The organism is Klebsiella planticola ATCC 33531, from assembly GCF_000735435.1.
Classification (GTDB): Bacteria; Pseudomonadota; Gammaproteobacteria; order Enterobacterales; family Enterobacteriaceae; genus Klebsiella; species Klebsiella planticola.
Genome location: NZ_JMPP01000006.1, coordinates 80,167 through 102,943, shown reverse-complemented (window position 1 = coordinate 102,943; position 22,777 = coordinate 80,167). Strand labels below are relative to the sequence as shown.

The following is a 22,777-nucleotide window of genomic DNA, read 5'->3' as shown; positions in this document are numbered from 1 at the left end:
AATATAATCTTGTTGTGATTATTTTTGATTATTAGAGTGATCTCAACAACCAACCTGGGCGTAGCGTGCATTCAGAGCGTCCACCTTCTGGAGTGTGTTATGGAGATTCTCTACCACATCTTTACCGTGTTCTTTAACCAGGTTATGACCAACGCCCCGCTGCTGCTGGGTATTGTGACCTGCCTGGGCTATATCCTGCTGCGCAAAAGCGCCAGCGTTATTGTTAAAGGGACGATTAAAACCATTATCGGTTTTATGCTGCTGCAGGCCGGCTCCGGCATTCTGACCAGCACGTTTAAGCCGGTCGTGGCGAAAATGTCTGAGGTTTATGGCATTAACGGCGCTATCTCCGATACCTACGCGTCAATGATGGCCACGATCGAACGCATGGGCGACGCCTACAGCTGGGTGGGCTATGCCGTGCTGTTAGCCCTGGCGCTGAATATCTGTTATGTCCTGCTGCGGCGTATTACCGGTATTCGCACCATCATGCTGACCGGGCACATCATGTTCCAGCAGGCGGGGCTGATTGCCGTCTCTTTTTACATCTTCGGCTACCCGATGTGGACGACCATCATCTGTACGGCGGTACTGGTGTCGCTCTATTGGGGCATTACCTCGAACATGATGTATAAGCCGACTCAGGAAGTGACCGACGGCTGCGGCTTCTCCATCGGACACCAGCAGCAGTTCGCTTCATGGATTGCTTACAAGGTCGCCCCGTATCTGGGCAAAAAAGAGGAGAGCGTTGAGGATCTTAAGCTGCCGGGCTGGCTGAACATCTTTCACGACAACATCGTCTCCACGGCCATCGTGATGACCATTTTCTTCGGCGCGATTCTGCTCTCCTTCGGCATCGACACCGTACAGGCGATGGCGGGTAACACCCACTGGACGGTCTATATCCTGCAAACGGGCTTCTCGTTCGCCGTCGCGATTTTCATTATCACCCAGGGCGTGCGCATGTTCGTTGCCGAGCTCTCCGAGGCGTTCAACGGTATCTCCCAGCGCCTGATTCCCGGCGCCGTACTGGCCATTGACTGTGCGGCGATCTATAGCTTTGCGCCAAACGCCGTTGTCTGGGGCTTTATGTGGGGCACCATCGGCCAGCTGATCGCCGTCGGTATTCTGGTCGGCTTCGGCTCTTCCATTCTGATTATTCCGGGCTTTATCCCGATGTTTTTCTCGAACGCCACCATCGGCGTCTTTGCTAACCACTTTGGCGGCTGGCGCGCGGCGCTCAAGATTTGTCTGGTGATGGGCATGATCGAAATCTTTGGCTGCGTCTGGGCGGTGAAGCTGACCGGCATGAGCGCCTGGATGGGCATGGCGGACTGGTCAATTCTGGCGCCGCCGATGATGCAGGGCTTCGCCTCCATCGGTATCGCGTTTATGGCCGTCATTATCATTATCGCACTGGCTTATATGTTCTTCGCAGGGCGCACGCTGCGCGCTGAAGAGGACGCGGAAAAACAACTGGCAGATGCTTCTGCTCAATAAGGAGTTTTGACTATGACCGTACGTATTCTGGCTGTATGTGGCAACGGGCAAGGCAGTTCCATGATCATGAAGATGAAGGTGGACCAGTTTTTGACCCAGTCAAATATCGATCACACGGTAAACAGCTGCGCGGTGGGGGAATACAAAAGTGAACTCAACGGCGCGGACATTATCATCGCCTCCACCCATATCGCCGGTGAGATTAGCGTCTCCGGCAACAAATACGTGGTTGGCGTGCGCAACATGCTCTCGCCTGCGGATTTTGGCCCAAAACTGCTGGAGGTGATCAAAGCGCACTTCCCGCAGGATGTGAAGTAAGGACGCCAAATGAAATTACGTGATTCACTGGTGGAGAACAACTCCATCCTTTTACAGGCTGACGCCAGCACCTGGCAGGAAGCCGTCAAGCTGAGCGTGGATTTACTGGTGAAGGCGGATGTCGTGGAGCCGCGCTACTACCAGGCCATTCTGGATGGCGTTGCTCAGCACGGCCCTTATTTTGTGATTGCTCCCGGTCTGGCGATGCCGCACGGTCGGCCGGAAGAGGGGGTGAAGAAAACGGGCTTTGCGCTGGTTACGCTGAAAACGCCGTTGGTTTTCAATCATGAGGATAACGACCCGGTCGACATCCTGATCACCATGGCGGCCGTGGATGCCAATACCCATCAGGAAGTTGGCATCATGCAGATCGTCAACCTGTTTGAAGATGAAGCCAATTTTGACCGTTTACGCGCCTGCCGCTCCGCGCAGGAAGTTCTGGAATTAATTGATAACGCTACGGCAGCGGCCGTTTAAAAGGAACACCAAAATGTCATTACCTATGTTGCAGGTTGCGCTCGATAACCAATCTATGTCTTCCGCGTATGAAACGACGCGCCTGATTGCCGATGAAGTGGACATTATTGAAGTCGGTACCATTCTCTGCGTGGCTGAGGGTGTACGCGCCGTTCGCGACCTGAAGGCGCTCTATCCCAACAAAATCGTGCTGGCGGACGCCAAAATCGCCGATGCCGGTAAAATTCTCTCTCGCATGTGCTTTGAAGCCAACGCCGACTGGGTCACCGTGATCTGCTGCGCGGACATCAACACTACCAAAGGCGCGCTGGACGTGGCGAAAGAGTTCAACGGCGACGTCCAGATCGAACTGACCGGCTACTGGACCTGGGAGCAGGCGCAGGAGTGGCGCGAAGCGGGCGTTCAGCAGGTGGTTTATCACCGCAGCCGCGATGCCCAGGCCGCCGGCGTAGCGTGGGGCGAGGCGGATATCAGCGCGATCAAACGCCTGTCCGGGATGGGCTTTAAAGTCACCGTCACCGGCGGCCTGGCGCTGGAGGATTTGCCGCTGTTCCAGGGGATTCCGATCCACGTCTTTATCGCCGGTCGCAGCATTCGCGACGCCGCTTCCCCAGTGGAAGCCGCGCGGCAGTTCAAACGTTCGATCGCCCAGCTGTGGGGCTAAGGAGCGGCTATGCTGTCGAAACCTATTCCGCTCGGCATCTATGAAAAAGCGCTCCCCGCCGGGGAGTGCTGGCTGGAACGTCTGCGGCTGGCTAAGGCGCTCGGTTTTGATTTCGTCGAAATGTCGGTCGATGAAACTGACGCCCGCCTGGCCCGGCTCGACTGGAGCCGGGAACAGCGCTTCGCGCTGGTTAACGCGATTGCGGAAACCGGGGTGCGCGTGCCCTCAATGTGCCTGAGCGCCCATCGGCGCTTCCCGCTCGGTAGCGAAGACGACGCGGTACGGGCGCAGGGCCTGGAGATTATGCGCAAAGCGATTCGGCTGGCGCAGGACGTGGGGATTCGCGTAATCCAGCTGGCGGGCTACGACGTCTACTACCAGGAAGCCAATAACGAAACGCGCCGTCGTTTCCGCGATGGGCTAAAAGAGAGCGTTGAAATGGCCAGCCGCGCGCAGGTAACGCTGGCGATGGAAATTATGGACTACCCGCTGATGAACTCGATCAGCAAGGCGCTGGGCTACGCCCACTACCTGAATAATCCGTGGTTCCAGCTCTATCCGGACATCGGTAACCTTTCCGCCTGGGATAACGACGTACAGATGGAGCTTCAGGCCGGGATGGGGCATATCGTGGCGGTGCATATAAAAGACACGAAACCCGGCGTATTTAAAAACGTGCCGTTCGGCGAAGGCGTCGTCGATTTTGAACGTTGTTTCGAAACGCTCAAGCAGACGGGCTACTGCGGTCCGTATCTAATTGAAATGTGGAGCGAAACGACCGACGATCCGGCCGCCGAGGTCGCGAAAGCGCGCGATTGGGTGAAGGCGCGGATGGCCAGCGCCGGTCTGCTGGAGGTGGCATAATGCAAACGCTGAAACGGCAGGTTTTCGACGCCAATATGGATTTACCGCGCTACGGCCTGGTCACTTTTACCTGGGGTAACGTCAGCGCTATCGACCGCGAACGCGGGCTGGTGGCGATTAAGCCCAGCGGCGTCGCCTACGAGACCATGAAAGCGGACGATATGGTGGTCGTGGATCTCGAGGGGAACGTGGTGAAAGGACGCTATCGTCCTTCTTCCGATACCGCCACGCATCTGGCGCTGTATCGCCGCTATCCGAGCCTTGGCGGCGTGGTGCATACCCACTCGACGCACGCGACGGCCTGGGCGCAGGCGGGTCTGGCCATTCCCGCGCTGGGGACGACCCACGCGGACTACTTCTTTGGCGACATTCCCTGCACCCGGGCGTTAAGCGCGCAGGAAGTGGCGGAGGCTTATGAGCTGAACACGGGCCACGTGATTATCGAAACGCTGGGTGACGTTGAGCCGCTGCATACGCCGGGCATCGTGGTCTATCAGCACGGGCCTTTTGCCTGGGGCAAGGATGCGCACGATGCGGTGCATAACGCGGTAGTGATGGAAGAGGTGGCGCGGATGGCGTGGATTGCTTGCGCGATCAACCCGCAGCTGAAGCCCATCGATAGCTGGCTGATGGACAAACATTTTATGCGCAAGCACGGGCCAGATGCCTATTACGGGCAAAAGTGAAACACGTGCTCCGGAGCATTTCATCTTTATGATGAATCAACCGGTCTGCTCCGGAGCCATTTTTAGTTTTGCTGATAAGCCGACGGCATGCAGCGCATGCCAACCAGCGTCACGACGCAGATTATCGCGCCGGCGTAAAACGTCGAGGCGGCGCCCAGAACTTCCCACAGCACGCCCGCACCTGCGCTGGCCAGCAGCAGGGCGATGCCGCTCATCAGGTTGAACATCCCGAACGCTGTTCCGCGCAGTTCAGGCGGGGCGGTGTGCGCCACCATCGCCGCCAGCAGACCCTGCGTCATGCCCATATGAATACCCCACAGCGCGACGCCGGCTAAAAGCGTGCTCCAGTGGCTGCTGAGCGCCAGCACGATATCGGCGGCGATCAGCACCAGCAGGCCCCACTGCAGCATTTTGCTGTGGCTCATGCTGTCCGATAGTTTCCCGAATGGATAGGCGGTCAGGCTGTAAACCAGATTCATGGCGACCATCACCAGCGGAATAGCGAACAGCGGGATCGCCATCTGCTGGGCGCGCAGGACCAGAAAGGCTTCGCTGAAGCGGGCAAGGGTAAAAATCGAGCCGATAGCCACCACCCACCAGTAGGCGGCGGAAAGCTTCTTGAGATTCTCGCGGCGCAGGGGGTTAGTGCGTTTCTGGACGACCGCCGTCCTGGGCTCTTTTAATCCAAAGCCCAGTAAAGCGATAGAGAGAACGGCGGGGATCGCCGCGACCCAAAAAATAGACTGGAAATCGTTATCCCAGAGAAACATCAGCGCGACGGCAAGCAGCGGCCCCAGAAAAGCGCCGATGGTATCCAGCGACTGGCGCAGCCCGTAGGCGGCTCCGCGAATTTCCGGCGGGGTGACGTCGGCGACCAGCGCATCCCGCGGCGCGCCGCGTATCCCTTTGCCCACGCGGTCGATCATCCGGGCGCTAAACACTACGCCTGAGGTGGAGGCGATGGCGAAAAGAGGCTTACTCAGCGCACCCAGACCATAGCCAAGCAGCGCCAGCCCTTTACGCTTGCCGACATAGTCGCTGATGACGCCGGAAAACACCTTCAGCATCAGTGCGGTGGCTTCCGCGACGCCTTCGATAATGCCGATAATAATGACGCTGGCCCCCAGTGTGGTGGCCATAAATAAAGGGAGAAGGCTGTGGATCATCTCTGAGGAAACATCCATCAGCAGGCTAACGCCGCCCAGAACCCAAACCCCTTTTGGGATACGGCTTAGCGTGGCAAAACGCGGAACCATGAATAATCACTCCAGAGAATCATGCAGTTAGACAGAGATTAAATCAGGTTACGTGGAGACTGATAAGTCATGAGGGGAAATAATGCTCAATTGTATTGAGACTTCGCCCTGATCATCGAGCGAAGTCAAAGAGAGAGGGATTAGCGATAAATGGCTGCGCTGGCATGAATCACGCCGTTGCTTTCCGGTTCGTGAATCAGGATCGGCTGAAAATATTTTGCGCCTTGCGCATCGCTCAGCTGATTAAGTGCCCGATCGGCCTCTTGCTCAGTCGCCATATTATGGTTGATATAGATAACGCCCAGGCTCTGCACATCGTCCATGTTGCGTGCCTGGCGCCCATCGATCTTGATGGCTGCGAGCGCGTTGGCGCTCAGTAAAAGCGCAGCCATAGCGGCAATGATGATGTATTTCATACTCTACGCTCCTGACGTTCTGTCGACCATGCTGGCGTTAAATCCGGGATCCTCCTGGGTTAGCGATAGCTCTGATATAAGTGTAATCTCTGGCTACTGCGGGTATCGCGACCATTTCTGATGAAGTTGTTCAAAAAAGTGTCGCTGGTGCCGTTGATTAATTTTAAATCACTGACTTAGCGCGGCTTAGCGGTTAGTGCGAATTATTTGCGCAATTCGCTTGTCTTCCCAGGGCTGCGAAAGTAGAATGACGCGTCAATTTTTCGGCCGCCCTTTAACACGTTCCTTGCCTCCATGGGCCGCGGCTGACCCAGACAGGAGGCTGAATAATCCGTAAGGAGCAATTCGATGCGTCATTACGAAATCGTTTTTATGGTCCATCCTGACCAGAGCGAACAGGTTCCGGGTATGATCGAACGTTACACTGGTGCAATCACTGCAGCAGAAGGTACGATCCACCGTCTGGAAGACTGGGGCCGCCGTCAGCTGGCTTACCCGATCAACAAACTGCACAAAGCTCACTACGTTCTGCTGAACGTTGAAGCTCCGCAGGAAGCGATCGATGAGCTGGAAACTAACTTCCGCTTCAACGACGCCGTTATCCGCAGCATGGTAATGCGTACTAAGCACGCTGTTACCGAAGCATCTCCGATGGTTAAAGCGAAAGACGAGCGCCGTGAGCGTCGCGAAGATTTCGCAAACGAAACCGCAGATGATTCTGAAGCTGGGGATTCTGAAGAGTAATCCTGATGACCAATCGTCTGGAGTTGTCCGGCATTGTTTGCAGGACGCCACTTCGTAAGGTCAGCCCGTCAGGAATTCCACACTGCCAGTTCGTGCTTGAGCATCGTTCAGTGCAGGAGGAAGCCGGTTTTCACCGGCAGGCATGGTGTCAAATGCCCGTGATTATTAGCGGACACGAGAACCAGGCCATTACTCACAGTATAACGGTCGGTAGCGCAGTGACCGTTCAGGGGTTCATCTCTTGCCACAAGGCAAAGAACGGCCTGAGCAAAATGGTTCTGCATGCCGAGCAGATTGAATTGATAGATTCTGGAGACTAGCCAAATGGCACGTTATTTCCGTCGTCGCAAGTTCTGCCGTTTCACCGCGGAAGGCGTTCAAGAGATCGACTATAAAGATATCGCAACGCTGAAAAACTACATCACCGAAAGCGGTAAGATTGTCCCAAGCCGTATCACCGGTACCCGTGCAAAATATCAGCGTCAGCTGGCTCGCGCTATCAAACGCGCACGCTACCTGTCCCTGCTGCCGTACACTGATCGTCATCAGTAATCGGTCACGGTCCATTAATACGACTTTGAGAGGATAAGGTAATGCAAGTTATTCTGCTTGATAAAGTAGCAAACCTCGGTAGCCTGGGTGATCAGGTTAACGTTAAAGCGGGCTATGCTCGTAACTTCCTGGTACCACAGGGCAAAGCTGTTCCTGCTACCAAGAAAAACGTTGAATTCTTCGAAGCGCGCCGCGCTGAACTGGAAGCCAAACTGGCTGACGTTCTGGCCGCTGCTAACGCACGTGCTGAAGCAATCAACGCACTGGGCACCGTTACCATCGCGTCTAAATCTGGCGACGAAGGTAAACTGTTCGGTTCCATCGGTACCCGCGACATCGCTGACGCTGTAACTGCAGCTGGCGTTGCCGTTGCTAAGAGCGAAGTTCGTCTGCCGAACGGCGTTCTGCGCACCACCGGTGAGCACGAAGTGGACTTCCAGGTTCACAGCGAAGTCTTCGCGAAACTGGTTGTTAACGTTGTAGCTGAGTAATTTTTTACTCAGTTCGCGTCGAGACGCCGGCCTTGTGCCGGCGTTTTGCTTTTCTGCATTCCCCTTCTGTTGTTCTCTTCTGACACAATTGCAATATCAGGCCGTCAATGACCCATCCTTTGATCGGGAGGCGTTGATATGAGCGGACGCGACGCGGTACCAAATAAAGCGGGAAGAAGGAGACGGGAGTGAGAGGGCGCTTTTGCGCAGGCCGGGCATGATACCCGGCATGACCAGTGGATTCCTGGCGGCGATTAGCGCGCGCGAATAAAACTGCCGTTCGCCTGACGGGTGAACAGCACCTGCTGTCCGCCGCCGGTATCAATTGTCAGGCCGGTCACGACGCCATTCGCATTCTGACGAATTTGCACCGTCTGCCCGGTTTGCAGCGAACTGAGCGGTTTGCCCGGACCTTCTACCTGCGCCATCGCATAGACGTCGGTTGGCGGCAGATTATGATCGCGGAACAGCTGGGCCAGGGTTTTACCCGCTTCTATGCGGTAGGTACGCCACTGCTGCTCAATTCCCGGGGCCGACTGCTGCTGTTGCTGTTGCTGCTGCGGCTGAGAGTAGGCCTGGCTCTGTCCCTGCTCCACCGGTTCGTCCTGAACCGGCTCCGGCGCCACCGGCGCCATCTGATCGGCGTCATTCACCGTCGGCGTGGTGGTAATCGGCGGCAGCGGCATGGCCTGTTGGGAAGATTGCGGCTGGGACTGCGATTGCAGGTCGATATTGGCTTCGCGGCCACTTTGTACCGGGCTGCTGCTCTCCTCTGACGGGAGCAGTATGCCGATAATCACCAGCAATGCGCCGGCAATGATGCCTCGGCGGTGCATGGGCGGCAGCGGATCCATAATGCGAATATGATCCGGGGCGTGCCAGATCTTCGCCAGGGTAGGTGTGATGTCAAAGCGCCCGGGCATGGCTTTCCTCCTGCTCCGCATATTTTTATCCTGCTCTCCGTAGAGTATAGATGGCTAACTTCCTGATGGCCGAGACAAAGATATGTTTCGTGAGGTTAACCTGATATCTCCTATTGTTTCTGTTTCCCTCAGATTTGTCATCATCTCCGCGACAAAGTTTTACCCATCGGACGATGGCTGATATGCTGCCCACCACTTTACGCTCGTCGTTTTTCGAGTTGCTGATGCGCTGGCTGCGCCTGCCTGCACTGGTCACACTGTGGCCTGTCCTGCCGGTGAATCATCTGCATGCCGCCTTTTTGCTATCTGGAATCCGTCGAGTATGAAATTTTCCCCCCGAAAAATAAGGAAAGAAGATGGCAACCCCGACTTTTGACACTATTGAAGCGCAGGCAAGTTACGGTATCGGCTTGCAGGTTGGACAACAGCTGAGCGAATCCGGCCTGCAGGGGCTGCTGCCTGAAGCACTGGTTGCCGGCATTGCCGATGCGCTGGAAGGCAATCAGCCGCAGGTGCCGGTGGAAGCCGTTCACCGCGCGCTGCGTGAAATCCACGAACGTGCTGACGCGGTACGTCGCGAACGTTTCCAGGAGATGGCGGCCGATGGCCAGAAATACCTGGATGAAAACCGCGAGCGTGAAGGCGTGAACAGCACCGAATCCGGTCTGCAGTTCCGCGTTCTGACCCAGGGTGAAGGCGCGATCCCGGCGCGTACCGACCGCGTCCGCGTGCATTACACCGGTAAACTGATCGACGGTACCGTATTTGACAGCTCCGTGGCTCGCGGTGAACCGGCTGAGTTCCCGGTGACCGGCGTGATCGGCGGCTGGATTGAAGCGCTGACCCTGATGCCGGTGGGTTCCAAATGGGAACTGACTATTCCGCACAACCTGGCCTATGGTGAGCGCGGCGCAGGTGCTTCTATTCCTCCGTTCAGCACCCTGATCTTTGAAGTTGAACTGCTGGATATTATCTAATCAGCAGGTGCTTCCTCTCCCTTCAGGGGGAGGGAGCGACTAAAAATAGCGCAAAATACTTAAGTTAGGAGTTTGCTGGAATTTTATGTTGCGCTCAGCCTTTTTAGGTGTATTTTTGTGAGCTGTTTCGCGCTGCAGGAGTGATATAACACTCACTTTAAACATAAAATTAACATTATATCTAAATCATAGTATTCATCCCTCCGATTCTTACCTAATATCGATAAACCCTTTTTCAGGGTAATGACAAATGACGGGCCATCAGAGCCTGAACAACACAGACAGGTACAACAGGAAGAAAATCACATGGTAGATCAGGTTAAAGTCGCTGCCGAAGAGCAGGCTCCGACTGAACAATCGCTACGGCGAAATCTCACGAATCGACATATTCAGCTTATTGCTATTGGTGGCGCCATCGGGACGGGGCTGTTTATGGGATCCGGCAAAACCATCAGCCTCGCCGGGCCATCCATTATTTTTGTTTATATGATCATCGGCTTTATGCTGTTTTTCGTGATGCGCGCGATGGGCGAATTACTGCTGTCGAATCTGGAATATAAATCGTTCAGTGATTTTGCCGCCGACCTTCTGGGGCCGTGGGCAGGCTATTTTACCGGCTGGACCTACTGGTTCTGCTGGGTGGTGACCGGGATGGCCGACGTGGTGGCGATTACCGCCTACGCCCAGTTCTGGTTCCCTGGACTTTCCGACTGGGTCGCTTCGCTGGCGGTTATCCTGCTGCTGCTGAGCCTGAACCTTGCCACCGTGAAAATGTTCGGTGAGATGGAGTTCTGGTTCGCGATGATCAAAATCGTCGCCATTGTGGCGCTGATTGTTGTCGGCCTGGTGATGGTGATGATGCATTTCAAATCGCCGACCGGCGTGGAGGCTTCTTTTGCCCATCTGTGGAATGACGGCGGCTGGTTCCCGAAAGGGATCAGCGGATTCTTTGCCGGCTTCCAGATCGCGGTCTTCGCATTCGTCGGTATTGAGCTGGTAGGGACCACTGCGGCAGAAACCAAAGATCCGGAAAAATCCCTGCCGCGCGCGATTAACTCCATCCCGCTGCGTATTATTATGTTCTACGTCTTCGCACTGATCGTGATTATGTCGGTGACGCCGTGGAGCTCCGTGGTGCCGACCAAGAGCCCGTTCGTCGAACTGTTTGTCCTGGTGGGTCTGCCGGCGGCGGCCAGCCTGATTAACTTTGTGGTGCTAACTTCGGCCGCCTCTTCGGCTAACAGCGGTGTGTTCTCAACCAGCCGTATGCTGTTCGGCCTGGCGCAGGATGGTCAGGCGCCGTCGATGTTCGCCAAGCTGTCGAAACGTGCGGTACCGGCGAAAGGGCTGACCTTCTCCTGCATGTGCCTGCTGGGCGGCGTGGTGATGCTGATGGTGAACCCGAGCGTGATTGCCGCCTTCACCATGATTACCACGGTATCTGCGATCCTGTTTATGTTCGTGTGGACCATTATTCTGTGCTCATACCTGGTCTACCGCAAAAAGCGTCCGCATCTGCATGAGCAGTCCAAATATAAGATGCCGCTGGGTAAACTGATGTGCTGGGTCTGTATGGCGTTCTTCGTCTTCGTGCTGGTGCTGTTGACGCTGGAAGCCGATACGCGCGAAGCGCTGATCGTCACCCCGCTGTGGTTCGTTCTGCTGGCGGCGGGTTGGTTCTTCGCCGGTAAGAAACGTCTGGCGAAATAAAAAAATCTTCGGGAGAGATTTTTAACGTTGCTTGCAACGGCCCGAAGGGGGACGGACAGGACGTCCGTCATAAAAAAAGGCCACCGGGGTGGCCAATAAGACTGACAATGTCGAGGGCGCCTGCGGGCGCCTTTTTTATTTTCCGGCGAGGGCACGCGGAAACAGAACGTTGTTCTCCAGGCTGATATGTTCCATCAGATCGTCGATCAGTTGGTTAATGCCGTTGTACATCGCTTTCCACGTGGTGCAGGCTTCCGGCGGCGGGGTGACATTGTTGGTGACGTGCTTAATCACTTCCAGCAGCTCGCCCGCTTCGTCGTGTTCGCTTTCCATGACGCTGATGGGACCCGCGGCCTGAGTCCCCATGCCCTGTTTGATCATCGGGAACAGGATCTGCTCCTCTTTCATCATGTGGCTGGAGAGCTCCTGGTGCAGCATGGTCAGGTATTTGGCTAAGCCGTTCGGCACGTTGGGCTTATCGGCATGCACCCGTTCAACTTTGCTGGCCTGCAGGATAAGCTCCGGCAGCTGTTCGCGATGGCGATCGTGGTAGCGAGCGATGATATGGTCGATGATTTCGGCATACGGTGCGGTACGCCAGTCTTTCTCTACCGGCTCTTCCGCCAGTCTGGCCAGCTCGGCTTCGATCGCCGCGACGTCCAGCTCCTTACGCGCTGCGGCGCGTTCCAGCGTCTGTTTGCCGCCGCAGCAGTAGTCCATATCGTATTTACGGAACAGCGCGGAGGCGCGCGGAATTGTCAGCGCCAGCTCGCCTAAAGGTTGGTCACGAAAAGCCATAGCGAATACCTCGTCTTTAAAAATATAAGATGCATATTAAATGCATCTTATTGGCAAGGAAATACCCCTTTCGGATACCAGGCTATTTTTTATTCTCGCAGACCCGCGCCACAACCACCGGTTTTTGTGGTCGCGAACAGACCGCGTAGACCACGCCAACAACCAGTAGCAGGATGCCGCTGAGCGTCAGCAGCGGCGGCATGCTTTGTCGTAACAGGAAGGTATACAGCAGGCCCGCCAGCGTTTCGAAGACGATGAGCGGCCCGAGAATGACCGTTGGCAGCTTCTGGCTGGCGATATTCCAGCACAATGCGCCGACCCAGGAGCAGAGGACCGCGATGGCCAGCATCAGCGTCACGAAGATCAGGGGACGTGGGCCAAAGGGCAGCGGGAAGTCGGCCTGCTGGGCATGCAGCCATCCGCAGGCAATCAGATAACCGGCCAGCGAGACCGGTAGCGTCACCAGCGCCTGCGCCGTTGCCCACATCATCGGATGCTTATCCGGGTTTTCCCGCAGCCAGCGTGCATTGCGCAACGCGTACCAGGCCCAGCAGGCCACCGATATCAGCGCCAGACCAATACCGGAACCGTAGCGCCAGATACTGAAATTGGGCAGTCCCTGGCGCAGTTCGGCAATATTGACGCACACCAGGCCGACAGCGATACAGGAGAGCGCCGGAAAGAGACGTCGCCACGGTAGCTTACCGTCGCGCTGGCTGTAGAGCAGGTTAGCCATCACCGGCAGCACCACCGGCAGGGTGCCGATAATCATCGTCGATACCGGCGCACCGGTGCGCTGAATGGCGCTGGCGAGACAAACGTAATAGATCAGATTGCCCATCATGGTCAGCCCCAGCGCCGTCCACCAGTCTCGTCCGGAAAGCTGTCGCAGTCGCGCGCGACCGAGCCATGCCAGCGGTAGGGCAATCAGCCCCAGCGCCAGATAGCGTCCCATGGATTGCAGCACCGCCGGGTATTCCGGTACCAGCACCGGGCCGACGAATATTAACCCCCACATCATCCCCGCCAGCAGGGCATACAACACACCACTAATCATCACGCCATCCGTACCGATTTCAGTTGGCTAAAGTGTAGAAGAGGCCGCGCCGGGAATATTGTATGAGATTGCGCATTAGCGCCGGGCGACCTGCTTTTGATAGCGCACCGGGGTGATGCCGTAGCGGCGGGTAAAGGCGCGGGTCAGGTGTGACTGATCGGTCAGACCGGTGGCGGCGGCCACTTCGGCAGCGGGCATGCCGTGGGTGAGGAAGGCTTTGGCGCGCCACAGGCGAATGGCCATCAGCATCTGATGGGGCGTGACGTGGAAATGCGCCTTAAACTGGCGCTGAAAGTGGTACGGGCTCAGGGCGGCAACCTGCGCCAGCTCATCAAGGGAAACGGCGTGCATATAGTTGTCATGCAGATAATCGCGTACGCGCTCGAAACGGTGGGCGGCTTCCGCGATAACCGGGGCGTGATGGGCCAGCGGGCGGAAGGTATCGATCACGTCGAGCAACAGACCCTGCTGAGCCAGCGGATCGTCGGTATGCCATAAGCCATAAATAAGCTGACAGAGCCGCTGCGAGCGCTGTGGATCCTGACGAACCACCTCACTGAACCACCAGTGGCGCACGCCGGTGACCTCTTCCAGCATCTGCGGCTCCAGATAGACCATACGGTAGCGCCAGCCGTCGGCGGTGGCCGCTTCTCCGGTGTGCAGTTCGTCAGGGTTCATGGTAATGATGGAGTTAACCGGAGCGACATGCTGGCTGCCGCGATAGCGAAAACGCTCGGCGCCGAGCTCTATCGCACCGATGCCGAAGGCTTCATGGGTATGGGGTTCGAAAGCGTAGCGGGAGATATGGGCATGGTACAGCTCAACGCCGGGCAGCTGCGCCGGATGGCGAAAGCGCGCGCTGTCTCTCTCATCGTTGAACTGTTCCGGTACGCCCTGCATTGCGTTTCTCCCGACGGATATCCTTTTATTATTGGGGATGACCCGCCGGGAAGCTACAAAAATTAACCTTTTTGTAACCGTTACAGAATGCCTTTGATGCTCTCAGCCAGCGGCGTCGTCGGGCGACCAATCAACGCGCTCAGGGTACGGCTGTCGTCAAACAGACCGCCTTTAGACGCGCCGATATCCGAGTCGGCGAGCATATCCGCCAGCCCTGCCGGCAGGCCAACGCTCTTCAGCGCAGCGGCGAAGTCGGCTTCGCTCAGGTTCTGATACACCACGTTTTTACCGCTCTGCTTGCTCAGCGCGGCAGCCAGTTCGCTCAGGGTCCAGGCTTCATCGCCGGCCAGCTCGTACACTTTCCCGGCATGACCCTCTTGCGCGATAACGCGTGCGGCGGCTTCGGCATAATCGGCGCGGGTCGCCGAGGCGATTTTGCCGTCACCGGCAGCACCGATAAACACGCCATGCTCAAGAGCCGGCGGCGCGCTGGCAAGATAGTTCTCGGTGTACCAGCCATTGCGCAGCAGAGCATAAGGGATACCGGATTCGGCGAGCATTTTCTCGGTTTCAACATGCTCAACGTGCAGGCCAAGCGGGGATTTATCGGCATGCAGCAGGCTGGTGTAAGCGATAAATTTTACCCCGGCGGCTTTGGCGGCATGAATGACGTTACGGTGCTGCGGGGTACGCTGACCGACTTCGCTGGAGGAGATCAGCAGCAGTTTATCCACGCCCTGCAGCGCGGCGGTCAATGCCGCTTCGTCGGTATAATCGGCCTGGCGAACCACAATACCCTGCTGGCTCAGCGCTTCGGCTTTTGCCGGGTTACGCACAATGGCCACAATCTGGCTGGCGGCCGTGGTTTTTAACAGATTTTGTAGGACGAGGTGGCCAAGCTGGCCGGTGGCGCCGGTAATCGCGATCATCAGTATTCTCCTTCGTGTTGCGTGACAGTTGTGATAAGCTAACATCTTAACTAACTTTTAGTAAGTACGTACAAAAAGGTAAGTATGAAAATGGCGAATCCGACGCTAAGCGAACAGATGCGCGACGGTAATCTGTTTGTGGAAGAGTGCCCGTCACGTGACGTGCTGAAACATGTGACCAGCCGCTGGGGAGTGTTAATCCTGATCGCGCTGCGTACGGGAACCCATCGCTTCAGCGATTTACGCCGCAAGATGGGCGGCGTCAGTGAAAAGATGCTGGCACAGTCGCTGCAGGCGCTGGAGCAGGATGGCTTTATCAACCGGGTTTCGTATCCGGTGGTACCGCCGCACGTAGAGTATAGTCTGACCCCGCTCGGTGAGCAGGTCAGTGAGAAAGTGGCGGCGCTGGCCGACTGGATTGAGCTGAATCTGCCCGTGATTCTGGCAAACCACGAGCAGGACGTTGCCTGACCGGAGAAGCCCGGATCGCGGCGGCAGTCGCTGATCCAGCCTGTCGCCGCGCGTTGTATCCCTGCTTTGTCGCCCCGCTAAGCGCAGCGCGAGCGGGAAGGCAATTCGTTATTGGCTCAAATCCAGCTGGTAAATCGCAAAACCGATATCGTCGGTAGCGACCTGATGCATCGGGTACTGTGCTTTCTCTTTAATAAATGCCGCGGCTTTTGCACCCGGAGAGGTTTCAAAGCGGATATCCAGCGGCGCTGGGCTATGAATCGGGGCCAGCCGCCAGTTGTTGTCGACGGCCGGGTGGATAGCGCCCGCTTTTTTCGACTCTGCGCCGATCCATGCCGCCAGTACCGAACGGTTCTCGTCCGGGGAGGCAAAAGCAATGTGGCTATCGCCGGTTCCGGCAAATTTACCGCCGTAGGCGCGGTAGTTATTGGTGGCGACGAGGAAGGTGGCTTTGGGGTCAACAGGTTTACCGTTAAAGGTCAGATCCTTAATTCGTTCTGCCTGCGGGTGAATCATCTGACACTCGCCGTCGTAGCGCGCCGGCTGGGTGATGTCAATCTGGTAGTTTACGCCGTCAATCACATCAAAGTTGTAGGTACGGAAACCGTCCCAGTTGATTAACGACTGCGGTTTGCTGCTGCTGGGGTCAATCTGATTAAACTGCCCGGCGGAGCACTCCAGCCACTCTTTCACCTCTTTACCGCTCACCTTCATCACCACCAGGGTATTGGGATAGAGATACAGGTCGGCGGCATTGCGGAAGGTGAGCTGGCCTTTTTCCACCTCAACGAAGCTGGCAGGGTCGTTTTTACGGCCGCCGACTTTAAACGGCGCGGCGGCGGAAAGCACCGGCAGCTTCGCCAGATCCGGGTCGCCCTGGATAAAGTGTTCAACATAGGCCTTCTGCGCCATGTTCACGACCTGCACGGTGGGGTCGTCCTGGACCAGTGCCAGGTAGCTGTACATGTTGTCTGAAGACTGGCCGATGGGCTTGCTGACGAACTCGCGGGTGGCGTCATGATCGGCTTTCAGTACCTGCACCATCCGCGTATCTTCCGCCGCCAGGGATTTTTTCGCCACGGCGTCATAGACAGGGCGCGCCTCGGCTTTGGCCTGAGCGACCCGCCATTGACCGGCATCGTTATTCAGCACCAGATCGACAACGCCAAGGTGGTCACCCCACATACCGGGCATCACGGCCGGGATGCCGTTCAGGGTGCCTTTGTCGATATCCGCACCCTGAATGCCGGCAAAATCTTTCCCCGGGAACACCGCATGGGCGTGGCCGAACATAATGGCATCCACGCCGGGCACCTGGCTGAGGTAGTACACCGAATTTTCCGCCATCGCGTGGTAAGGATCGGCAGATAGTCCCGAATGTGCGACCACCACCACCACATCTGCGCCTTTTTCACGCATTTCCGGCACATACTGACGCGCGGTTTCAGTGATATCGTTGACGGTCACTTTGCCGCTGAGATTGGCTTTATCCCAGGTCATGATTTGCGGCGGCACAAAACCGATATAGCCGATACGCAGCGTCTGCGTTTTGCCGTCGCGATCCTGCACCGTCGTCTCTTTAATCAGATACGGCGTAAACATCGGTTTACCGGTTTTGGTATCGATAATATTGGCGTTTACGTAGGGAAATTTCGCCCCGGCGAGCGCCTTGTGCAGGAACTCAAGGCCGTAGTTGAACTCGTGATTGCCGAGGTTACCTACCGCGTAATCCAGCGTATTCATCGCCTTATACACCGGGTGGACATCACCGCTGTTGAGCCCTTTGGCAGCCATATAGTCACCCAGCGGACTTCCCTGAATGACATCGCCGTTATCGACCAGCACGCTGTTTTTGACTTCCTGGCGGGCTTTTTCAATCAGTGTAGCGGTGCGCACGAGGCCAAATTTTTCCGTTGCGGCGTCTTTGTAGTAGTCGAAATCCATCATATTGCTGTGCAAATCGGTGGTTTCCATAATTCGCAAATCGACCGTCGCGGCGTTCACGCTGGCGGCAATCAGCGTGGCCAGTAACGTTGCGCTAAACTTAATCATCAGAGGCGTCCTTTTTATGAGCAATGACACAGAAGAAAATGTATGTACATCCTGTTGCTTACAGAAATGTGAATCATGCCGAAAACTGGCTCATGAAACCGCCATCGTTATCACAGATAGCGGAACTCGCAGCGATGCGATATAACTAAAACAACGAGTTAACGCCACTGTAACCAGATGAGGTGGAGAATGTTAGAACAAGTATGTCAACTTGCACGGATTGCAGGTGATGCCATCATGGAAGTCTATGATGGAAAGCAGCCGATGGACGTTGCCAGCAAGAAGGATGATTCTCCGGTCACCGCGGCAGACCTCGCCGCGCACAAGGTGATTATGCACGGCCTGCTGGCGCTGACGCCCGATATCCCGGTGCTCTCTGAAGAAGATCCCCCCGGATGGGAGGTGCGGCAGCACTGGCAACGCTACTGGCTGGTGGATCCGCTGGACGGCACCAAAGAATTTATTAAACGTAACGGTGAATTTACCGTCAATATTGCCTTGATTGAAAAAGGAAAACCGGTCCTTGGCGTGGTTTACGCGCCGGTCTTAAAGGTGCTGTATAGCGCCGAAGGCGGAAAGGCGTGGAAAGAGGAATGCGGCATGCGCAAGCAGATTCAGGTGCGGGATGCCCGACCGCCGCTGGTGGTTATCAGTCGCTCCCACGGCAACGATCCGGAACTGCAGGAGTACCTGGAACATATTGGCGAGCATCAGACCACCTCGATCGGTTCGTCGCTGAAATTCTGCCTGGTGGCGGAAGGTCAGGCCCAGCTTTATCCGCGCTTTGGGCCGACCAGCACCTGGGATACCGCCGCTGGCCATGCCGTTGCGGTAGCTGCCGGGGCGCACGTTCACGACTGGCAGGGGCGTACTCTGGACTATACCCCGCGTGAATCTTTCCTGAACCCCGGCTTCCGGGTCTCTATTTACTAAGCAGTTTGTGCAGCAGGGCGACCACCTGCTGCACTTCATCCTGCGTGAGCGCGCCATCTTTGGCCCACTGAACGCGACCGTCTTTATCCAGCACCACAATCGCTGAACTCTCCTCCTGCAGCTGCCAGGCTTTACGGGCCAGGCCGTTGCTGTCGACAATAAACTGCGACCAGGGGTAGAGCTGTTTGTTGCTCTCAATGCTGCTACGTACGAACATGCCGGAACCCGGAATGGCGTCATCGGTATTCACGATGGTGGTGGTCTGGTAACGGTCGTGCGGGAATTTAGCGGCCTTAATTGCCTCTATCAGAGTGGCATTTTTCTCTTTTGCCGACGTGCGTCCGGCGATGTGCTGCACCACGCGAACTTTTCCTGCCAGCTGCGAGCTATTCCAGTTTTTATAGCTAAACTTATCATTATCCAGAATTAATTCTCCCCGGTCGGCAATGCCAACCGGCGCGACGCGCTGGCCATCGACAAAATTATGCGCTGAGGCCATCAGCGGGAACAGGAGGCAGGAAACCGCCAGTAGCTTACGTAGGGTCATGATGAGTCCTTATTTTTATGCAGGTGATCCGACCACTTGGTCTCGTTTAAGCATAAGTGCGATTCCCCGGCATTACACGCAATCAGGGTGCCAGTTTGCGTGTTAACGCACATATTCGAAGGAAATCGGCGACTTATACTAACTTCTACGTATGTTTGAAAAGAAAGTTCTTAATTATTGTCATCAAAAGGTAAATAAACTTATGCATGCTGGGTATTACAGAAGTTCTGGACTATAGTTTCAGGGCATTAAAATTTGCGCTCCCGAATCGTGGGCCAAGTGTGGCACCACAAGAGCGTAACCCTGGCAGGAGACAACAATGAAAATTTTCCAACGCTACAATCCGCTACAAGTGGCGAAGTACGTGAAGATCCTGTTCCGTGGACGGTTATACATCAAGGATGTTGGCGCTTTTGAGTTTGATAAGGGCAAAATCCTTATCCCGAAGGTTAAAGACAAGCAGCATTTGTCTGTGATGTCTGAAGTCAATCGTCAGGTTCTGCGTCTGCAAACAGAGATGGCTTAACCTGAATAACGATATAGCTATGCGGTAAAAAAACGGCTCCTGATGGAGCCGTTGATGTTTCTGGCCTATCCCTTCATTTCCGCATAGCGTTTACGGTACTCGCCCGGCGGAATGCCGTTGTGTTTGCGGAAAATACGCGTGAAGTAGACCGGGTCTGCGTAACCGACCGACAGGGCGATTTTATTAAGCGGCAGGGAAGTACTCTGGATCAGCCATCGTGCGCGGTTAATGCGTTGCGCCTCGCGCCAGGCGTATACCGTTTGCCCCAGCTCATTTTTAAACAGATGCGCCAGCCGTGAAGGCGAGATAAAAACCATCGCTGCCAGGTTTTCAATTTTAATCTCCTGAGCAATATGCTCGTTAAGATAGTCACATATGGCGTTAATCCGCGGATCGTGAGCGTGGCGATTGCTGATCGGCTGTCGCTGAAAGCAGCTCAGGATCAGGCGCTCCAGCGCATTCATCGCCAGCGCTTCAGAAAGCGGGGCGGAAGCGGAATGATGGCGGATGACTTCATAGAAAAGATCGCGCAGATTTTGCAACTGTTCAGGATCGTTGACCGTTGTTTTGCCAATGCCGTGGCTCGTTTGATCCCATTTCAGCCAGTCTATCCAGTAGGGCCGGGGGATAAAGTAGATCCATAAATGATCCCAGTGCTCGCTGTGTTCATCCCGCCCGTAATGGTGGGGAACGCCGGGCGGGAAGAGCAGCAGATCGTTTGCACGAAACAGAAGGGAGCCATCGCCCGCTTTCGCGCGCGCCTGGCCGCGCAGAGTCAGATTGATGATGTAACCTTTCATCCCCTGCGGGCGGTTAATGTAGTAGTCCAGCTTTGACCCGCGGGTGATGGGGGTAAAGCCGGCGACGACCCAGGCGTTGAAGGTAAAGGTCTTCATCAATGGCGAGAAGTTCAGTAGCTCATTGATATCCAGTTCCATCGTTTCTCCCGCCTGAACGCCGCTGTCCGGTTAACTTTCGATGATACTAAATTCCCATGCCTTGAGACGCAACGGCTGGCCGCAGCTTACCTCATCCCCGCTCAACAGCGCGTTGCCTGATGTCTCGCTGATGAACTCCAGCGGCTCGCCGGAGTAGTTGAACAGGAAGTGGATGCGGTTGCCGTCACGGTTGCGCATCTGTTTAACCACCAGCGGATAGCGGTACGCCGACGTGCGCGAGCGCAGATCCAGGCCAGAGGTGAGGACGTCAAATAGCTGACTAACCAGCGTTTTCTGCGGCAGGAAGCCTACGTAAATCGCCCGCCCCTGGCCGTAATCTGCGTCGGTGGCGGCGGCATATTCGCTCCATGCCGGATGCTGATAGCGCAGTAGCGTGCGGGTAGTGGAGTCCGGCGTCAGCAGCTCCATCCACAGTTCGGCCTGATTGTCTTTACTGCAATCTATGTCTGCGCGGCATGAACTTACCGTGGTCTCCTCCGGCAGGGTGAACTGGCTGTAGCTCACGCCGCAGCTCTCGCGCAAAATCCCCGGCTGGGCGCCGGTTCGCACCTTGACGTTTTCATCGCTAAAGCCCGATTTAAAGCCGATCAGCGCTCTGCCGCCTTGTTCAATATAGCGATTGATGCGCGTAAGCAGGCCATCATCAGCGGCGTAAAGTCCGGGCACGATCAGCGCGCGGTAGCGCGAGGTTTCCTCATTAACATCATGGATAATATCGACACTGATATTGTGGTCGTACAGCGCATCGTGGAAGCGGCGAAAAATATCGTTATAAATATTGCCCTGCGTATCGCCGGGGCGGAACTGATTGAGGGCGTCCATTGCTTCATTGCTCACCAGCAGCGCGACGTCGTTTTCTGCTTTCAGCTCCGCCAGCTGCGGCGACAGGCGGGCGAAGTCAGCCCCGATAGTGGTCGCCTCCTGCCAGGTCGCATTGCGCGAGAAGTCGTGGCTTAACAGCCCCTTCCAGTAGGTCTCGAACGAGTTATGAATCGAATGCCAGTGCCAGTAGGAGACCATCGCCGCACCTGAGGCCACGTGGCTAAAGGCCTGCAGACGCAGCTGTCCCGGAAAAGGCGTCCACTGGGTGAAGCCCTGCGCCTGGGTTTCCAGTACGAAGTAGTTCTTACCCTGCCTGAGCGAACGGGTAATAGCGCCGCCAAAGGCGATTTCCCGCCCGGTCAGGTGCTTCTGACTCGGGTGATAGATATCGACACCGGCAATATCCAGCGCCTGCGCCGCCGCAAAATGGTCGACTCGCGGCTGCACGCCATAGGAGTAGCCGCGCCATTCAAAATCGAAGTTGTGGGTGACGAACTGATGCGGCTGGGCATATTCACGTACGATGTCCGCCTGCCAGGCGAGGTACTCGGTCACCTGCTGGCGCTGGTAGCGGGAGAACGCGCAGGCGAGGCTGGCGTTAATGGTATTTTCGACCGGCGGAAAATCCTGCCAGCTATCGATGCGGTTGCTCCAGTAGTCCAGACCAAAATCTTTATTCAACCGGGCGAGATCGGGATATTGTTCCCGCAGGCTGCGCACAAAACCTTCCTGCATATAGCGGCCGATATTATCGTAATGCTTGGTTTCGTTATCCAGCTGCCAGCCAATAATCGCCGGATGGTGCTGCACGTGCGCCATCAGAGTGCGGATAATCTTTTCGGCGTAGCGGCGAAAGGTCGGGTTGACGATATCCATGATTTGCCGCGGACCATATTTTTGCTGTCCGTCGACGGTGGTGACCAGAATGTCCGGATGTTTAGCCGCCAGCCAGGCCGGGACGGCGTAAGTCGGCGTGCCGATAATCACCGCGATCCCCGCTTCATGCATAGCGTCCAGCACCCGGTCGATATGGTAGAAGTTATACTCGCCTTCCTGAGGCTCCAGCGTACTCCAGGTCGATTCGGCAATCCGCACCACGTTAATGCCCGTTTCGCGCATTAAGGCGATATCTTTCGCTAACCGGTCTTCCGGCATATATTCATCGTAATACGCCACGCCATAAAATAAATCAGACATACAGGTTA

The 22,777-nt window shown here is 56.0% G+C and carries 26 protein-coding genes; 15 read left to right on the top strand and 11 right to left on the bottom strand.

Annotation, left to right across the window (positions count from 1 at the left end; all coding sequences use genetic code 11):
* Positions 1–99: 99 nt before the first annotated feature.
* Genes ulaA through GRPL_RS23140 form a run of 6 tightly spaced genes read left to right on the top strand, consistent with a single transcriptional unit; the run spans position 100 to position 4,509 of the window.
* Positions 100–1,500, top strand: a complete 1,401-nt coding sequence (gene ulaA, locus GRPL_RS23115) for a PTS ascorbate transporter subunit IIC (protein ID WP_004097992.1) — start codon at positions 100–102, stop codon at positions 1,498–1,500.
* Between the two features lie 12 nt (positions 1,501–1,512).
* A complete protein-coding gene (ulaB, locus tag GRPL_RS23120) occupies positions 1,513–1,818 on the top strand; it encodes a PTS ascorbate transporter subunit IIB (RefSeq protein ID WP_004109091.1) in 306 nt (101 codons plus the stop codon).
* A gap of 9 nt (positions 1,819–1,827) precedes the next feature.
* Complete coding sequence (gene ulaC, locus GRPL_RS23125) at positions 1,828–2,295, top strand: PTS ascorbate transporter subunit IIA (RefSeq protein WP_004097995.1); 468 nt, start codon at positions 1,828–1,830, stop codon at positions 2,293–2,295.
* 13 nt (positions 2,296–2,308) lie between these two features.
* Positions 2,309–2,959, top strand: a complete 651-nt coding sequence (locus tag GRPL_RS23130; protein WP_009652369.1) for a 3-keto-L-gulonate-6-phosphate decarboxylase UlaD — start codon at positions 2,309–2,311, stop codon at positions 2,957–2,959.
* A 9-nt stretch (positions 2,960–2,968) separates the two neighbouring features.
* Positions 2,969–3,823, top strand: a complete 855-nt coding sequence (locus GRPL_RS23135) for an L-ribulose-5-phosphate 3-epimerase (RefSeq protein WP_032697160.1) — start codon at positions 2,969–2,971, stop codon at positions 3,821–3,823.
* Positions 3,823–4,509, top strand: coding sequence for an L-ribulose-5-phosphate 4-epimerase (locus GRPL_RS23140; protein ID WP_032697161.1), 687 nt, complete (start codon positions 3,823–3,825; stop codon positions 4,507–4,509). The genes GRPL_RS23135 and GRPL_RS23140 overlap by 1 nt, the downstream gene beginning before the upstream one ends.
* A 62-nt stretch (positions 4,510–4,571) precedes the next feature.
* Here the strand turns inward: GRPL_RS23140 and GRPL_RS23145 are convergent, their stop codons facing one another.
* On the bottom strand, positions 4,572–5,765 hold the full coding sequence (locus GRPL_RS23145; RefSeq protein ID WP_032697162.1) for an MFS transporter: 1,194 nt from the start codon (positions 5,763–5,765) through the stop codon (positions 4,572–4,574).
* A 140-nt stretch (positions 5,766–5,905) separates the two neighbouring features.
* Positions 5,906–6,181, bottom strand: a complete 276-nt coding sequence (locus GRPL_RS23150) for a YdgH/BhsA/McbA family protein (protein WP_004857116.1) — start codon at positions 6,179–6,181, stop codon at positions 5,906–5,908.
* Between the two features lie 348 nt (positions 6,182–6,529).
* Between GRPL_RS23150 and rpsF the strand changes: the two genes are divergently transcribed.
* From rpsF to rplI, 4 genes are read left to right on the top strand one after another with little or no spacing between them, the layout of a single operon-like run.
* A complete protein-coding gene (rpsF, locus tag GRPL_RS23155) occupies positions 6,530–6,925 on the top strand; it encodes a 30S ribosomal protein S6 (RefSeq protein ID WP_004098001.1) in 396 nt (131 codons plus the stop codon).
* Positions 6,926–6,930: 5 nt separating this feature from the next.
* Positions 6,931–7,245 (top strand): primosomal replication protein N, encoded by a 315-nt coding sequence (priB, locus tag GRPL_RS0125470; protein WP_004857121.1) that lies wholly within the window; start codon positions 6,931–6,933, stop codon positions 7,243–7,245.
* A 4-nt stretch (positions 7,246–7,249) separates the two neighbouring features.
* Positions 7,250–7,477, top strand: coding sequence for a 30S ribosomal protein S18 (rpsR, locus tag GRPL_RS23160; RefSeq protein WP_000135199.1), 228 nt, complete (start codon positions 7,250–7,252; stop codon positions 7,475–7,477).
* A 41-nt stretch (positions 7,478–7,518) separates the two neighbouring features.
* Positions 7,519–7,968 (top strand): 50S ribosomal protein L9, encoded by a 450-nt coding sequence (gene rplI / locus GRPL_RS23165; protein ID WP_004857125.1) that lies wholly within the window; start codon positions 7,519–7,521, stop codon positions 7,966–7,968.
* Positions 7,969–8,222: 254 nt separating this feature from the next.
* Here rplI and GRPL_RS23170 read toward each other — a convergent pair whose 3' ends face one another.
* Entirely contained in the window at positions 8,223–8,891 is a 669-nt protein-coding gene (locus GRPL_RS23170) for a LysM-like peptidoglycan-binding domain-containing protein (protein ID WP_032698321.1), read from the bottom strand.
* A 356-nt stretch (positions 8,892–9,247) separates the two neighbouring features.
* Between GRPL_RS23170 and bamJ the strand changes: the two genes are divergently transcribed.
* On the top strand, positions 9,248–9,868 hold the full coding sequence (gene bamJ, locus GRPL_RS23175; protein WP_015585317.1) for a BamJ family beta-barrel-assembly machinery protein: 621 nt from the start codon (positions 9,248–9,250) through the stop codon (positions 9,866–9,868).
* Positions 9,869–10,174: 306 nt separating this feature from the next.
* Positions 10,175–11,578: a D-serine/D-alanine/glycine transporter gene (cycA, locus tag GRPL_RS23180; RefSeq protein ID WP_004857136.1), complete on the top strand. Its 1,404-nt coding sequence runs from the start codon at positions 10,175–10,177 to the stop codon at positions 11,576–11,578.
* Positions 11,579–11,713: 135 nt separating this feature from the next.
* On the opposite strand, the gene ytfE is transcribed toward cycA, so the two are convergent.
* The 4 genes from ytfE to GRPL_RS23200 form a co-directional block, all read right to left on the bottom strand.
* Entirely contained in the window at positions 11,714–12,376 is a 663-nt protein-coding gene (ytfE, locus tag GRPL_RS23185) for an iron-sulfur cluster repair protein YtfE (protein ID WP_032689816.1), read from the bottom strand.
* A gap of 82 nt (positions 12,377–12,458) precedes the next feature.
* Entirely contained in the window at positions 12,459–13,433 is a 975-nt protein-coding gene (locus GRPL_RS23190) for a DMT family transporter (RefSeq protein ID WP_032698319.1), read from the bottom strand.
* Between the two features lie 75 nt (positions 13,434–13,508).
* Positions 13,509–14,333, bottom strand: a complete 825-nt coding sequence (locus GRPL_RS23195) for an AraC family transcriptional regulator (RefSeq protein WP_032689813.1) — start codon at positions 14,331–14,333, stop codon at positions 13,509–13,511.
* Between the two features lie 80 nt (positions 14,334–14,413).
* Positions 14,414–15,262 carry an SDR family oxidoreductase gene (locus tag GRPL_RS23200; RefSeq protein ID WP_032698318.1) on the bottom strand — a complete coding sequence of 283 codons (849 nt, stop codon included), beginning with the start codon at positions 15,260–15,262 and terminating at the stop codon, positions 14,414–14,416.
* 90 nt (positions 15,263–15,352) lie between these two features.
* Here GRPL_RS23200 and GRPL_RS23205 point away from each other — a divergent pair, with 90 nt between their 5' ends.
* Positions 15,353–15,733, top strand: a complete 381-nt coding sequence (locus GRPL_RS23205) for a winged helix-turn-helix transcriptional regulator (RefSeq protein ID WP_181890673.1) — start codon at positions 15,353–15,355, stop codon at positions 15,731–15,733.
* A 108-nt stretch (positions 15,734–15,841) separates the two neighbouring features.
* Here GRPL_RS23205 and GRPL_RS23210 read toward each other — a convergent pair whose 3' ends face one another.
* Positions 15,842–17,785 carry a bifunctional 2',3'-cyclic-nucleotide 2'-phosphodiesterase/3'-nucleotidase gene (locus GRPL_RS23210; RefSeq protein ID WP_032698317.1) on the bottom strand — a complete coding sequence of 648 codons (1,944 nt, stop codon included), beginning with the start codon at positions 17,783–17,785 and terminating at the stop codon, positions 15,842–15,844.
* Between the two features lie 189 nt (positions 17,786–17,974).
* Between GRPL_RS23210 and cysQ the strand changes: the two genes are divergently transcribed.
* On the top strand, positions 17,975–18,718 hold the full coding sequence (cysQ, locus tag GRPL_RS23215; protein WP_032689810.1) for a 3'(2'),5'-bisphosphate nucleotidase CysQ: 744 nt from the start codon (positions 17,975–17,977) through the stop codon (positions 18,716–18,718).
* On the opposite strand, the gene GRPL_RS23220 is transcribed toward cysQ, so the two are convergent.
* Entirely contained in the window at positions 18,708–19,265 is a 558-nt protein-coding gene (locus GRPL_RS23220) for a YtfJ family protein (RefSeq protein ID WP_032689809.1), read from the bottom strand. The two genes, cysQ and GRPL_RS23220, sit on opposite strands and share 11 nt — an antisense overlap.
* 319 nt (positions 19,266–19,584) lie before the next feature.
* On the opposite strand from GRPL_RS23220, the gene GRPL_RS23225 reads away from it, so the two are divergent.
* The gene (locus GRPL_RS23225) at positions 19,585–19,791 is read left to right on the top strand and encodes a DUF1107 domain-containing protein (RefSeq protein ID WP_004857160.1); all 207 of its coding nucleotides are present in this window, start codon (positions 19,585–19,587) and stop codon (positions 19,789–19,791) included.
* A 65-nt stretch (positions 19,792–19,856) separates the two neighbouring features.
* On the opposite strand, the gene araC is transcribed toward GRPL_RS23225, so the two are convergent.
* Both araC and GRPL_RS23235 read right to left on the bottom strand, forming a co-directional pair.
* On the bottom strand, positions 19,857–20,729 hold the full coding sequence (araC, locus tag GRPL_RS23230) for an arabinose operon transcriptional regulator AraC (RefSeq protein WP_032689808.1): 873 nt from the start codon (positions 20,727–20,729) through the stop codon (positions 19,857–19,859).
* Positions 20,730–20,759: 30 nt separating this feature from the next.
* Positions 20,760–22,769 (bottom strand): beta-galactosidase, encoded by a 2,010-nt coding sequence (locus GRPL_RS23235; RefSeq protein ID WP_032698315.1) that lies wholly within the window; start codon positions 22,767–22,769, stop codon positions 20,760–20,762.
* Positions 22,770–22,777 lie beyond the last annotated feature (8 nt).